Raw genomic sequence first — 13898 nt, 5'->3', positions numbered from 1 at the left:
AAGTAACAAAAACACCCTACCTTTATTTTGTAGATAAGAACGGTATAGTGAATTTTTCTACAGAAATATCAAATCCTAAGCATCTTAAGAAGTTATTATTATTAGAAGATGCTTCTTAAGCTATAATATTTCTTAAAAAAACGAAACAGGTGAGAATTAACAGTTTAATTCCTTTTCACCTGTTTTTTTTACTTTTTAAAAACACTATATTCCCCTGCATTTATTTAAGTAAAAAATTGAACGAAACCATTTCTAAACATCTTTTATAGTTTTACAATAGTTTTGCTTGACATTAAGTAGATTTGGAAATTTAAAGTATTTGAATGTGTTTTAGTATAAAAGAGCACTACGGTAGATAACCGACACATGACCAAACATATAAATATGTGATAAAATTCATCTATCTAATGTGAACTGTGAGTTGAGATGTATGGTGGAAAGTCAAAAGTATGCAATTGTTGATTTGGAGACGACTGGTCATTCACCGGCAAATGGGGACCGAATGATTCAAATAGCCATTGTTATTATGAAAGATTGGAAAATTGAGCGTACCTTTACGAAGTTTATTTATCCAGGTAAAGCTATTCCAACGTTCATTCAGGATTTAACGCATATTACGGATGAGGATGTAAAGGATGCCTTGCCGTTTGAGGCACATGCCGACTACATATACGAACTACTTGCTGATTGTGTATTTGTCGCGCATAATGCGGATTTTGACTTATCCTTTTTACAAGCAGAGTTCAAGCGTGCAGGTTTACCGAAATGGCAAGGTAAAAAGATGGACACGGTTGAGCTTGCCAAAATTTTATTTCCAATGTCACTTAGCTTTAAGCTAGGTGATTTAGCGGCAGATTTAAATATAGAGCTAACAAATGCACACCGAGCAGATGACGATGCCCGAGCAACTGCTGAGCTCTTTAAACATTGCTGGAAGGAGTTACTCAGTCTCCCTCAGCTAACTCTTGAACAAATGCATAAACGTTCATTCAGATTAAAATCAAATTTATCCCAACTTTTCTTTGAAGCTCTGCAAATTAAAAGACAGCATGTAACTGCTAATGAAAATGTCTCCTACTATCGCAATTTAGCTATTTGTGATGGAAGAAAAAAGCATATAAATAATGAAGAGATTGTATCATATCCACAATCAGCAGCTGACAAAACAGCATTAATGACAAAGGCTATGGCGAATTTTGAGCAACGACCAGCGCAATTTGAGATGATGGACACTATTTGGCAAGCGCTCAATGACAAAAGGGAATGCGTTATAGAGGCTTCAACAGGCATTGGTAAAACAGCGGGCTATCTACTTCCTGCGATTTTATATGCTCGAGCAGTCGGTAAAAAAATTGCGATTAGCACATATACATCACACTTGCAGGAGCAACTTGTTGAAGAAGAGCTACCGAAGATTGAAAAAATCCTTGGTACTAAAGTAAATATTGCTGTTCTGAAGGGCATGCAGCACTATATTGACGTTGCACGCTTTGAGCAATGTATGGCTTATGCTGATGAAACTTATGATGATACCTTTACAATTTTACAGATTCTCGTTTGGCTGACGAAAACAGAAACAGGTGTGTTAAGTGAGCTTAATGTATCTGGTGGTGGCCAACTATTTTTAGAAAAAATCCGTAAAATGCCTGATGAAAAACCTTCAAAGGGCTTTGATTTCTATGAGCAAGCGTTAAAAAATAGTGAATTTGCTGATTGTATTGTAACCAATCATTCTATGGTACTTAGTGATTTAGTCCGTCAAACACCGATCTTTACACAAATTGACGGATGGATCATCGACGAAGCACATCAATTTATACAATCTGCCATGCAGCAGGACGAAATTGTCTTCTCCTATACGCAATGGAAGTACATTTTTGGCCAAATAGGAACGATGGAGGAAACTGCTTTGTTCCAGCAATTTAGTCAGGCCGCTAAGGAAAAACAACGTGTTTCTATGCAAAGCTTACAGCGACTAGATGCACAATTTATACGTCTACAACGGACATTCGATGAAACTATTCAGCGAGCTGTTCAAAAAATGCAGCACCAAATAAAAGGGAAACAAGCTAGTAGTAAATGCACTTTGTTTTTAGAGGATGTATCGCTAGCAAAAGAACCGCTGTTACAAGTAAGTAAGATGACACAGCAGTGGCTTGATCTTGCGACAGAAATAGGACAGGCTTTTGAAAATAATATTGAGCAATTAGATAAAAATGAGCGCTTTATATTATCAGAATGGCATTATTGGATCAGTGAATTAAAAGTGAAAATCGCTGAATGGGAGGAAATTTTCCTAGCGTCACAGGATGATAATTCAGTGTGGTTAGAATTCGATTTACGGAGTGTTCCAGGTAGCTTACAAGTTTTTAAAAAGCCTGTGAATGTCACGCCAATCATCGAAAAAGTACTGGCACCGCTTCGTAAGCAGGCAAGCATAGTATGGACTTCTGGTACTTTAACTGTACCAGGCAATGAGCGTTTTGTGACGCGCCAGCTCGGTATTTCTGATAGTGTGCCAGTTCGAAAGCTACAAGCGTCCCCATCCTATTATGCAGGAGCGAAGGCATTTATTGTCACAGATATGCCCGATATTCAACATGTGTCACAGGATGAATATATTGAAGCGGTCGCACAGGCGATTACACGCACAGTACGGATGACGGAAGGACGTTGTTTTGTCCTATTTACCGCACAGGATATGCTTCGAAAAACAGTGGAGCTTATTCAAGATAGTGAACTCCTTGAAGACTATATGCTCTTTGCACAAGGTGTAACGGGGGGGAGCCGTATGCGAATCCTGAAATCATTCCAAAAATTTAGCCATGCCGTTCTTTTTGGTACAAACAGCTTCTGGGAAGGTGTAGACGTTCCTGGTGACGCACTTGCATCAGTTATTGTTGTACGCCTGCCGTTCTCCTCACCAGAAGAGCCTGTATTTAAGGCGCGCGCAAAGCATATTACTGCACAAGGTCGCAATTCCTTCAATGAGCTATCACTACCAGAAGCCATTATGCGTTTTAAACAAGGCTTCGGTCGTTTAATCCGTTCATCGCAGGATAAAGGAGCCTTTATCGTTTTAGACCGCCGCATTTCAACAAAGTCGTATGGTAAGGAATTTATCAAGGCGTTACCACCGATTGATGTTAAAAAATTACAACTACCTGAGTTGTTAAAGGAACTTAATCATTGGCAGAAATAGTTGAAACCCCTTTTCTGGTCAAAATCTTAAAAAGTGTGAGAAATCAATGTAAAAGTTGATGTCTCACGCTTTTTTGATGTGAAAATTTTATTCGTTTGCCCTAGATAAAAGTACCTTTTACTGATTTCCCCTAACCCTAAATTTATGTTTAAAAAGTTCGTACCAAGGATGACCAATAAAGAATAGTGACAATAGAAGGCAAAAAAGAAAATCAGCTGTTTGGACACCATCTGCAAAAAGGATTAGTGATACGGCTAAAAATGCTAAAGTCCTAATGGTTATCAGTTTTTTCATAAAATACGCCCTTTCTTTTTTGTATAATAATGGTAATTAAAGTTATAGACTATCACATATATTATATGTGATTTATGAAATTTTTGGTAATTATATAACTTAAGCCAATTGGTAGATTTGGTTAGGGTTTCTTCGATTTTTTCAAAGACCATAAGAACAAGAACGGGGACGAAGTAAATGGATATTTCCTAATTATATGATGGCTGTAAACGAATAAGGAGAATGCAGAAGGTGAGTTGGAATTTTTAGGTTTATGGCCTTCGACTTTTAACGTTCCCTTTGTTTGTAATATAACTTAGCCTAGGCATGCCCTTGTATAAATAAGCGGTTACTGCTAAAAATAAGACCGTCAAAATGAGCGAGTTAATTTACACAATAAGTATTTGTAATTTTACCACTTGTTATGACAATTTTTTTGCAATATCGACGCTTTATATACATGTGAAGAATGAACTTCGGGTGTATTACTGGCTTCGTATTTACAAGTGAAGGAGGTGTAAACGTGAGCGTAGTTTATAGAATCGCTTTAGTGTTAGTCATCGTAGGCGCAATCAACTGGGGACTTATAGGTTTCTTTAGGTTTGATTTAGTTGCCTATTTGTTCGGTGGACAAACAGCAGTATTGTCACGATGGATTTATGCATTCGTTGGAATAGCTGGACTAATATCTCTACCTGTTCTTATTATGCGATTTGATGAGGACGAAGATCTTGTTCCTGATTTAAATCATGACCATCATACGCGCATAGACAGAAATCCAAACTATGGTATGGAGTTTGGTGATGAAGCAGATTTTACGGCTTTAAAAACAACTAATGTGCTAAAAGAAGAAAAAAAGGATTCACATAGTAAAAATAAAAAGAAAAACAAAAAATAACCTCGAGTTTATTCCTCAAAAAACTGATGACCATTTTGGTGCATCAGTTTTTTCGTTATGGCTAACATAAAAATCCGCAAAGATATAAGGGATTTGCACCCTGATGGCGAAGCGGATTTTTACTAGAAGCCCTTCATTAGCCGCAATCACTTAGCAATAGTATATGGACAAAACAATAAACTGGATTTTGGGCGTTTAAAATAGAAATCTTATGGTGATAAAATTTATTGGTGCGTTAACACATCCTCAATCAAAAATGCAATATAGAGATTTGTTTTTGTAAATGGATTACTTAAGTCCATATCTAATAGTGTTTCTACTTTTTTTATTTTATAAAGTACTGTATTGCGATGAAGAAATAAACGTTCACTAATCCTACGGGTACTTCCATTTTCATCGAGATAAATGCGTAGAAATTGTACATAATCTGAGTTATGCAATTCATCATAGCGATAAAGCTGACCTAAGATGTCTTGGCTATATGATTTGATTAATGTTTGATTTTGCACGGCCATAATAATTTTGTAGGCACCAATTTCTTTATATTTATATAGGAAGCGATTGTTATGAAGCTTTGCTAATTGGATTACTGTTAATGACTCATTATAGCTTTTGCGGACATTTTCAAGCTCTTTATGATAATTTCCTTTACCTATGATAATATCCAAGTAACCATTTTTTTGCGTAATTTTGTCGTAAATTTCTTCAACAACTTTTGAGAAGGGAGTATTTGGTGTATTGATTTGTGCTCTGTCGATTAAAAAGATGAGGTGATTTTTATGTTTAAGTTTTAAGAAGCGTTTATATCTATTTTGAAATGCAAATTGGATCATGACCTCGTAACGGTCAATATTAGCTTGTGCACCATTTGTTGTACATGCAATAATGGCTAGTTCCCTACCTTGTGGAAAACCTAGTAGTGCTAATTGATCTTTAATATAGTTGGCGTTTTGTTTGTAGTGAAAAAGTAAATTATAAAGAACCTTTTCTTCGATAGAAAGCTCTTGGTGGTGATTGGCGATAAATTGAAATGTTGTTTTTAATAGATCGGCTATTCGATAATTCCATGGCATGTGAAAAATAGGGAAATCATGTTCATTGGCAAAAGAGATGACTGATTCTGGTATATTTGGAATATATGGGCCGGTATTAATAATGAAACCAGCTACTTTTTTAGTGAAAGCTAGTTTTACGAGTTGCTCTAAGGAATCTCCATCAGAAGATAAATTAATACCTGTAGTCACGACTAATTCATTAGGTCTACAAAACATAATTAAATCGATGCTTTCTACAACGTTAATCCCTGTAACTCTTCGATACGTTCCGTTATGTCCAGCTATTAATGTTAGCATTGGGAATTGAACTCCCTCTACAATTTTGCGAATTGTCCCCATTTTCTCCCCCCCTTATTATGAACATAACTTACCATATATTATGTGCAGATGCACATATTTTTTTAGTTTACTATCTATATCTCATAATTTTTATCTTTTATAGAATGTGTATAACTACTGTGAAAGAGAGGACTTGCATATGTATAAGTGTAATAGTAGACGATTGCAAGAGTTAATTGCACAATTTAGTCAATTTGGAGCTACTGAAAATGGTGGCGTAACTCGTTTGTCTCTTTCGAAAGAGGATGTCTTAGCAAGAAACTATTTTTGTGCGTGTTGTGATGAACTAGGGATGGACATCAAAATCGATGATATGGGTAATGTTTATGCCATTTTACCTGGGAAAAAGGATGTTCCTCCAATTGTAATGGGGTCGCATTTAGATTCCGTTGAAAAGGGTGGGAAATTTGATGGTGTATTAGGCGTTTTAACGGCTATTGAGGCTATTAGAACATTAAAAGAAAACGAGATTGAGCTAGATATCCCGATCATGATTGTGAATTTCACGAATGAAGAAGGTGCTCGTTTTGATCCAGCCATGATGAGCTCAGGGGTTATTTCAGCGAAATTTGATAAAGAAAAAATGCTGCAATCTATCGATAAAAACGGCACTAGTTTCAAAGAAGCATTGCAAGCAAGTGGCTATGAAGGAGATCAAGAAAATCGTTTAAAGGAAGCACTTGCTTATATCGAATTGCATATTGAACAAGGACCTGTTCTAGAGGCAAAGCAGTTGGAAATTGGTGTTGTTGAAGGTGTATTAGGTATGGTGTGCTATGAAATTTCGGTTACAGGGCAGTCCAATCATGCTGGAACGACACCGATGTCAATGCGTCAAGATCCGATGATTGTAACTTCAAAAATCATTTCGTATTTACATGAAGAGCTCGGAAAAATCGATGAACAGTTAGTGTTTACATTTGGACGAATGAATGTTTCACCAAATATTCATACCGTGATACCGAACAATGTGACATTTACGATAGATTCACGTCATCAAAAACCAGAGGTCATGCAAAAAGTAGAGGCCATACTGAATAATCTTCCTACAGAGGATATGGGCTGTAGCATTAAGCCAGTAAAGCTATGGGGTAGAGATACAGTCTATTTTGATACTCATATTTGTAATGAAGTGGAAAGGGCTTGTCAGAGCTTTGGTTATACTGCTCACCGAATGTTTAGCGGGGCAGGACATGATGCGCAATACATGGCAAGCATTGTTCCATCAGCGATGATTTTCGTACCAAGTATTAATGGTAAGAGTCATTGCGAGGAGGAGGAAACAACATTTGAGGATTGTGCGAAAGGAGCAGATGTATTACTAGAAACAGTATTGACGCTACAAACAAAGTTCAGTATGGGGGAAACTTACACGTTACATTAAAGTAGGTTTTCCTAACATTGTCATGATTGAGCATTCTCCATTATTTTACGAAGGGTGAGGGGCAGAATGAAAAAAATTATTAAAGATGGACGAGTGGCAACAGCTGCAGATGTTTTTGAGGCAGATATTTTAATTGAAAACGGAAAAATTGTTCAAATTGGCAAAAATTTATCTGACATTGGGGCAGAAGTTATTGATGCTACCGGTAAATATGTGATGCCAGGAGGAATTGATCCTCACACACATTTAGATATGCCATTTAACAATACTGTGACTGATGATGATTGGAAATCTGGTACCATTGCAGCGGCTTTCGGTGGGACGACTACTATTTTGGATTTCTGCTTAACAGCTGGCGAGGATAAACTCTCAGATGCAGTTGAAAAGTGGCATGACAAGGCGAAGGGGAAATCAGCCATAGACTACGGATTCCACTTAATGATTGGTGATTTAACCACTGAAACGGAAGCCGAATTGCCGAAGATCTTAGAGCAAGAGGGTATTACTTCTGTCAAGGTATTTATGGCTTATGCGAAAGAATTTCAAGCCTCAGACCGTACCCTTTTTAAAGCTTTTAAAATAGCGAAAGACCTCGGTGCCGTTGTTATGGTGCACTGTGAAAATGGTTCTGTTATTGATGAGCTTGTAGAAGAGGCGCGACGTGCAGGTCATAAGGAGCCAATTTATCATGCGCTTACTCGTCCAGCTGAATTAGAAGGCGAAGCGACAAAACGTGCGATTGAGTTAGCCCATATCGCGGGCGCTAGCCTTTATGTTGTACATGTTACTTGTAAAGAGGCAGTTGATGAGATCATTGCTGCGCGTGAAAAAGGCTATGACGTCTATGGTGAAACATGTCCACCATATTTAACTTTGGATCAATCTGCTTTAGCACAACCAGGATTTGAGGGTGCAAAATATGTTTGGTCCCCACCACTTCGACCGAAATACCATCAGGATCATTTATGGAATGCTCTAAAAGCAAAACAACTACAAACAATTGGCTCTGATCAGTGCTCGTTTAGTTTCAAGGGTAAAAAGCAGTTAGGAATAAATGATTTTTCTAAAATTCCTAATGGTGGGCCTTTTATTGAAGATCGCTTTAGTATTTTATATTCAGAAGGTGTGGCGAAAGGAAAAATTTCTATTAATGAGTTTGTCGATATGATTTCCACAAGTGCAGCAAAAATATTTGGTTTATTTCCACAAAAAGGAACGATTGCAATCGGTTCTGATGCCGATATCGTTATTTTTGATCCAGAGGTAAAACGAGAAATTTCTGCGAAAACACATCATATGAACGTAGATTATAACCCATATGAGGGATGGGAAGTAACGGGTGAACCAGTAAGCGTACTAGTACGTGGCGAATATGTCATTAAAAATAAAGAATTTGTTGGTGTACTAGGTAGCGGGCAATATATAAAACGTGCATTAAAAACAACGACTGCAGAAGCACTAAACATTTAGCATAATGACCGATTGCTTTGGATGGAGAACAGAGTAATCGGTCTATAGCTACATCTGCTCAATAGATGGCGAGATGAATCTTGGTGAAATTATTAAGGCGCATCACAAAAAGTTGTGGATGATATATGTTCAATGTCATGTATATAGGGTTGACTGAAGTGGAGGCTGGCGACTCCTTGGGGATTAGCGTCACAGATGGGACCATGCAGCGAAGCGGATGTTTCCCGTACGCAAGCGAAGCGACAGCAAATCGGACGCCCTGAGGGTAGTGCTTAGCCGGAACGAAAATTAACCACACGTTATGGTGATGAGTCACTAAGAAGGAAAAAATGAACACATGAGGGGGATGTGGAAATGGCTCCGAATCAAGAAAATGCAATGTCCCAGCAGTTAACACGTAATTTTATGGAATTGACTAGTAGGATGACAAAGAATGAAGCAATAGAGGAATCCAATCGTTGTCTATATTGCTACGATGCACCATGTATGAAAGCCTGCCCAACGAGTATTCAAATTCCAAATTTCATAAAAAAAATTGCTTCTGGTAATATGAAGGGCTCTGCTACGACTATATTAGAAGCAAATCCAATTGGTGCAAGCTGTGCAAGGGTTTGTCCAACGGAGGAACTATGTGAAGGGGCGTGTGTGTTAAATTCCTCAACAAAGCCAATTAAAATCGGAGAGCTACAGCGCTATGCAACAGATTGGGCAATGGCAACGAATGTTCAGCTATTTAAGCAAGGGCAAAGCAATGGACACAAGGTAGCAATTATTGGTGCAGGTCCTGCTGGTTTATCGGCTGCGCGTGAACTCAGTCGATTTGGTTATCAGGTCACTATTTATGAAGCTGAAGCAAAAGCTGGTGGCTTAGGGAGCTTTGGTATAGTGTCGTTCCGTTTACCAAATGAAGTCGTTGATTGGGAAGTTGAACAAATCGAAAAGCTTGGTGTGGAAATCAAAACGAACACAACTGTCGGTGTAGATATTTCTGCTGAAGAGATTTTGGAGCAATATGACAGTGTTATTTTAGCAGTTGGTATGGGAGCTGTACCGAATCTGGACATTGAAGGAGAAGATTTAGACGGTGTACATGATGCGATAGAGTTTGTCAGAAAGACAAAAATGGGACCGCTTACAAAAGATATAGTTGGGAAGCGGGTGGCTGTCATTGGTGCGGGAAATACCGCGATTGACGGTGCTACATGTGCAGTGCGCTTAGGTGCTGACAATGTTCAAATTCTTTATAGAAGAACACAAAAGGAAATGACGGCGTACAAATTTGAGTATGAATTTGCCAAGCAGGATAATGTGGAGTTTAAGTGGTTAACAGCACCGAAAAAAATAATTGGCAATGAGTCAGGTAAGGTCGTAGGCATTGAATGTGTAAAAATGAGGCTCGGTGAAGCGGGTGCTGATGGTCGTCAAAGACCTGAGGAGATTAAGGGGTCCAATTTTATTATTGAAGTGGATGCTGTTATTAAGGCAATTGGGCAAACGCGTTTTGTGTCATTGATTGAAGCTTTTGGCTTACAGCATACAAATGGTGTTGTCGATATTGATGAAACGACAATGCAAACTTCGAATGACAAAGTATTTGCGTGTGGAGATGTCGTCTTCGGAAATGGCCAGGGCGAGGCGATGGTTGTAACCGCTGTACAGCAAGGGAAAGACGCAGCAAAAAAGATCCATGAACGTTTAACTTCTTTCAGCAAAGTGTCTATTGTACCGAAAGCATAGCGACAGGTACAGTGAATGTTGCAGAAGCTCCCATCTCTATAGATGGTGAGGCGAATGCACGCTGAAATAGAGGAACTCGACGCAATTGTGCCGAGGAATAATTGATAAACCAAGTGAGATTGCAAAAAGGAGGAACAACTATGGCAGACTTACGTATTGACTTAGCGGGCATCAAATCGCCGAATCCATTTTGGCTTGCGTCGGCACCGCCAACGAATTCAGGCTATCAAGTACAACGAGCCTTTGAAGCGGGGTGGGGTGGTGCTGTCTGGAAGACATTGGGGGATCCAATTTTAAATGTTTCTTCACGCTTTGCAGCTGTTAGCTTTAACGGACAAAGAGTAGCTGGCTTCAATAATATTGAACTGATTACGGATCGTCCGTTAGAGGTAAATTTGCAAGAAATTTATGAAACAAAAAAAAGATTTCCACATCATGCAATTATCGCGTCCTTAATGGTAGAGCCAAAGCAAGAAAAATGGCATGAGATTGTTAAAAGAGTTGAAGATGTGGGTGTTGATGGTCTTGAGCTTAACTTTGGCTGTCCACATGGGATGGCAGAACGAGGAATGGGATCTGCCTCTGGTCAAGTACCTGAATTAGTGGAAAAGCAAACGTACTGGGTGAAAGAAGCAGCGAAAACGCCAGTAATTGTGAAATTAACACCGAACATTACCGATATTACGGTAACGGCAGAAGCGGCCACAAGAGGTGGAGCAGATGCTATTAGTATGATTAATACAATTAACAGCTTAGCCGGTGTCGACTTAGATACATGGAATACCGTGCCCCATGTAGCCGGAAAGGGTGCACATGGTGGCTATTGTGGTCCTGCCGTTAAACCAATTGCACTCAATATGGTAGCAGAATGTGCTCGGAATCCATTAATTAATGTTCCTATTTCAGGCATTGGTGGTATTTCCAATTGGCAAGATGCTGCCGAGTTTATATTAATGGGCGCTACGGGCGTGCAAGTTTGTACTGCAGCGATGCATCATGGCTTTAGTATTGTTGAGGATATGGTCGATGGACTCAATAACTATTTAGACGATAAAGGTATTGCTTCTGTCATGGATTTAGTAGGTCGCTCAGTTTCCAGATTTTCTAATTGGGGTGACTTGGATTTAAATTATAAAATCGTGGCGGAAATTAATAATGATGTTTGCATTAACTGTAACAAGTGCCATATTGCATGTGAGGATACATCGCATCAATGTATCGACTTATATTCAGAAGACGGCCGCCCAATGCTGAAAGTGCGGGAGGAGGATTGTGTAGGCTGTAATTTATGCTCAATCGTTTGTCCTGTAGATGATGCCATCACAATGGTTGAACGTAAATCTACAGTTCCACCAATGACTTGGAATGAACGTCAATCTTTAATTAGCAGTCTATCTAAGTAAAAAGTCTAAAATCAATTTCGCCTTGGCTTAATTGCGTTATAGGCTTGATCTTCATTCGTCGCACTACCTTCTAAGGTGGGAGTATTTGGTCGAAGGAAGATAAACTGAAATTCCAACTTCCTTCAGCAATTTCGTTGAAGGAAGGAATAACCTCATGTAAGTTGTCACGGAAATTTTTATAAAAAGGAGAGATTATATGGAACGTGATGGGAATTATTTAAAATCCCCAGATTTACTTCCAGTGACACATCAACAAAGAAATATTGGAACATTTGGTTTTGCAGTAATTTGGATAGGGATGGCAATTGTATTAGCGGCTTTTGCAATCGGTGGAACGGCCATCATAAGCTTACCATTGCCAATGGTAATTTTAGCAACGTTGATTGGCTCTTGTCTTATTGGTGTATTTATGACGTTAATTGGAGATATAGGCATTGAACATGGCTTATCATTCCCAGTATATATGCGTGCACCGTTCGGTACATTTGGCACACATATTCCGTCACTTGTAAGGGGTGTAACGGCCGCCTGTTGGTTCGGTCTGAATACTTATTTTGGAGCATTAGCGATAAACGGCATTTTAAATTTACTTTTTAGTTTTGATAATTGGTTTGTCTGTTTCATTGTCTTTGCAGCACTTCAGTTATTTAATACATCACTAGGTATTAAATCTATTGAACGCTTTGCAGATTTAGCAGCACCAGTTATCATTTTAATTTCCTGCTGGATGTATTATACATTGGCAGATAATGCAGTAGCTCAAGGGAAAAATATTTGGACGTGGGTGGAAGCGCCAACAACAGGATTCTCAGCCTTCACGGCATTTATGGTAGTGATTATGGCGAATATGGGATTTTGGTCGACGCTAGCAGCCGATATGCCTTCACTGTCACGCTTCTTTAAAGCACCAAAAAATGAACGCAGCTGGTTCAAACGCAATAAAACACAGCTGGTCGGCTCATTAATCGTCATGCCGATTACAAATACTTTCATAGTGACAATTGGTGCTGTGTGCTATATGGCTGTTGCCTCTGCTGATCCGATCAATGCACTACAGCAAAGTGCAAGTGGCTTTATTTTAGGAATCTTATTGTTAATGATTGTATTAGCACAATGGTCGACTAACACCTCTGCAAATGTTATCCCGGCTGGAACAATTTTCTCGAATATCGGTGGGCCAAAAGTGCCGTTTTGGGTAGGGGTTGTTATTGCAGGAATCATTGGTATTCTAGCACAACCATGGAGTTTATTTAATGTGTTAGTCAATGCACTTTTAATTATCGGGGGAATTTTAACTGCGATTGTTGGTATTTTATTTGCCGATTATTATTTAATCCGTAAACGTCGTGTGCATGTAAAAGCACTTTATGACTTAGATGGTCAGTTTAAATATTTGAAGGGCTTTAACTTAGCTGGTTTAATCGCTTGGATTATCGGTGGTGCAGTGGCAAATATATTTTCCACTTATTCTTCATTAGTAGGGTTCTTTGTAGGGGCACTTGTATATTATGTATTAGCGAAGTATTGGTGGTTCAAAAAATACCCTCAAGCTGAGCTAGAGGATCCAAGTGATGCAAAATATTTAGGAATTACAGTCGGTCACAATTTGGATGAACTATTTGGACAGCAGCAAACGCCTGCTCCAACTGTCGTTCCAGAAGAGAATGATGTCGTTGAACAACCAGATCCGCTGCTAGAAATCAAAGGTCTGAATAAAAATTAACCACCCAAGATATTCACAAAAAAGGTGAGGTGATTGCATGTCAGAACATCAACAAAGCATAGAGGAAATAAAAAAAATAGATCAGTATTTAGATAGTGGCTATAAAATCAAATATGTTTATGAAAATCTAAGTGGAATGTTTGTAGAATTTGCCCGTCAAGAAGAGGTTATTCTGATGCAAATTCTAACAGCAGATGCCCGCAAATACTTCTCAGCAAAGCTCCAAGAACAGACGTTGTTACAATAACAAAAAAACTCTATTCCATTCACGCCTTTCATGATGGGATAGAGTTTTTTTACGTATGTTTTTACTCAAAGCTGGTTGGTTTATAGCTATAACCAGTTGAAATGTTTCTCACAGTGGTGGTTAGAACCGTCAAAATTATGAATAGAACAGCCAAGGCGACGGAAAGA

The 13898-nt window shown here is 38.6% G+C and carries 9 protein-coding genes; 8 read left to right on the top strand and 1 reads right to left on the bottom strand.

Going from position 1 to position 13898, the window contains the following annotated elements; translation table 11 throughout:
* The first annotated feature begins 430 nt into the window (after window positions 1-430).
* On the top strand, window positions 431-3202 hold the full coding sequence (dinG, locus tag PVA17_RS04065; protein WP_274066972.1) for an ATP-dependent DNA helicase DinG: 2772 nt from the start codon (window positions 431-433) through the stop codon (window positions 3200-3202).
* 796 nt (window positions 3203-3998) lie between these two features.
* Window positions 3999-4373: a DUF378 domain-containing protein gene (locus PVA17_RS04060; protein ID WP_274066971.1), complete on the top strand. Its 375-nt coding sequence runs from the start codon at window positions 3999-4001 to the stop codon at window positions 4371-4373.
* 224 nt (window positions 4374-4597) lie between these two features.
* Here PVA17_RS04060 and PVA17_RS04055 read toward each other — a convergent pair whose 3' ends face one another.
* Window positions 4598-5767: a PucR family transcriptional regulator gene (locus PVA17_RS04055; protein WP_274066970.1), complete on the bottom strand. Its 1170-nt coding sequence runs from the start codon at window positions 5765-5767 to the stop codon at window positions 4598-4600.
* A 139-nt stretch (window positions 5768-5906) separates the two neighbouring features.
* On the opposite strand from PVA17_RS04055, the gene PVA17_RS04050 reads away from it, so the two are divergent.
* From PVA17_RS04050 to PVA17_RS04025, 6 genes are all read left to right on the top strand, one after another.
* The gene (locus PVA17_RS04050; RefSeq protein ID WP_274066969.1) at window positions 5907-7151 is read left to right on the top strand and encodes a Zn-dependent hydrolase; all 1245 of its coding nucleotides are present in this window, start codon (window positions 5907-5909) and stop codon (window positions 7149-7151) included.
* Window positions 7152-7217: 66 nt separating this feature from the next.
* Complete coding sequence (hydA, locus tag PVA17_RS04045; RefSeq protein WP_274066968.1) at window positions 7218-8621, top strand: dihydropyrimidinase; 1404 nt, start codon at window positions 7218-7220, stop codon at window positions 8619-8621.
* 354 nt (window positions 8622-8975) lie between these two features.
* Window positions 8976-10358 (top strand): NAD(P)-dependent oxidoreductase, encoded by a 1383-nt coding sequence (locus PVA17_RS04040; protein WP_274066967.1) that lies wholly within the window; start codon window positions 8976-8978, stop codon window positions 10356-10358.
* A 140-nt stretch (window positions 10359-10498) separates the two neighbouring features.
* A complete protein-coding gene (gene preA / locus PVA17_RS04035) occupies window positions 10499-11761 on the top strand; it encodes an NAD-dependent dihydropyrimidine dehydrogenase subunit PreA (protein WP_132359182.1) in 1263 nt (420 codons plus the stop codon).
* Between the two features lie 196 nt (window positions 11762-11957).
* The gene (locus tag PVA17_RS04030) at window positions 11958-13484 is read left to right on the top strand and encodes an NCS1 family transporter (RefSeq protein ID WP_274066966.1); all 1527 of its coding nucleotides are present in this window, start codon (window positions 11958-11960) and stop codon (window positions 13482-13484) included.
* A gap of 37 nt (window positions 13485-13521) precedes the next feature.
* Window positions 13522-13731 carry a hypothetical protein gene (locus PVA17_RS04025; protein ID WP_274066965.1) on the top strand — a complete coding sequence of 70 codons (210 nt, stop codon included), beginning with the start codon at window positions 13522-13524 and terminating at the stop codon, window positions 13729-13731.
* Window positions 13732-13898: the final 167 nt, after the last annotated feature.

Source organism: Lysinibacillus sp. CNPSo 3705 (assembly GCF_028674935.1).
Classification (GTDB): Bacteria; Bacillota; Bacilli; order Bacillales_A; family Planococcaceae; genus Lysinibacillus.
Note: the sequence above shows the minus strand (reverse complement) of the source record. Positions and strands in the feature narration are given on the sequence as shown.

Bases quoted from the DNA above. Each gene is read 5' to 3' on its own strand.
- PVA17_RS04040 (WP_274066967.1), top strand. From the start codon at position 8,976: ATGGCTCCGAATCAAGAAAATGCAATGTCCCAGCAGTTAACACGTAAT.
- PVA17_RS04025 (WP_274066965.1), top strand. From the start codon at position 13,522: ATGTCAGAACATCAACAAAGCATAGAGGAAATAAAAAAAATAGATCAG.
- PVA17_RS04055 (WP_274066970.1), bottom strand. From the start codon at position 5,767: ATGGGGACAATTCGCAAAATTGTAGAGGGAGTTCAATTCCCAATGCTA.
- PVA17_RS04030 (WP_274066966.1), top strand. From the start codon at position 11,958: ATGGAACGTGATGGGAATTATTTAAAATCCCCAGATTTACTTCCAGTG.
- hydA (WP_274066968.1), top strand. From the start codon at position 7,218: ATGAAAAAAATTATTAAAGATGGACGAGTGGCAACAGCTGCAGATGTT.
- dinG (WP_274066972.1), top strand. From the start codon at position 431: ATGGTGGAAAGTCAAAAGTATGCAATTGTTGATTTGGAGACGACTGGT.
- preA (WP_132359182.1), top strand. From the start codon at position 10,499: ATGGCAGACTTACGTATTGACTTAGCGGGCATCAAATCGCCGAATCCA.
- PVA17_RS04050 (WP_274066969.1), top strand. From the start codon at position 5,907: ATGTATAAGTGTAATAGTAGACGATTGCAAGAGTTAATTGCACAATTT.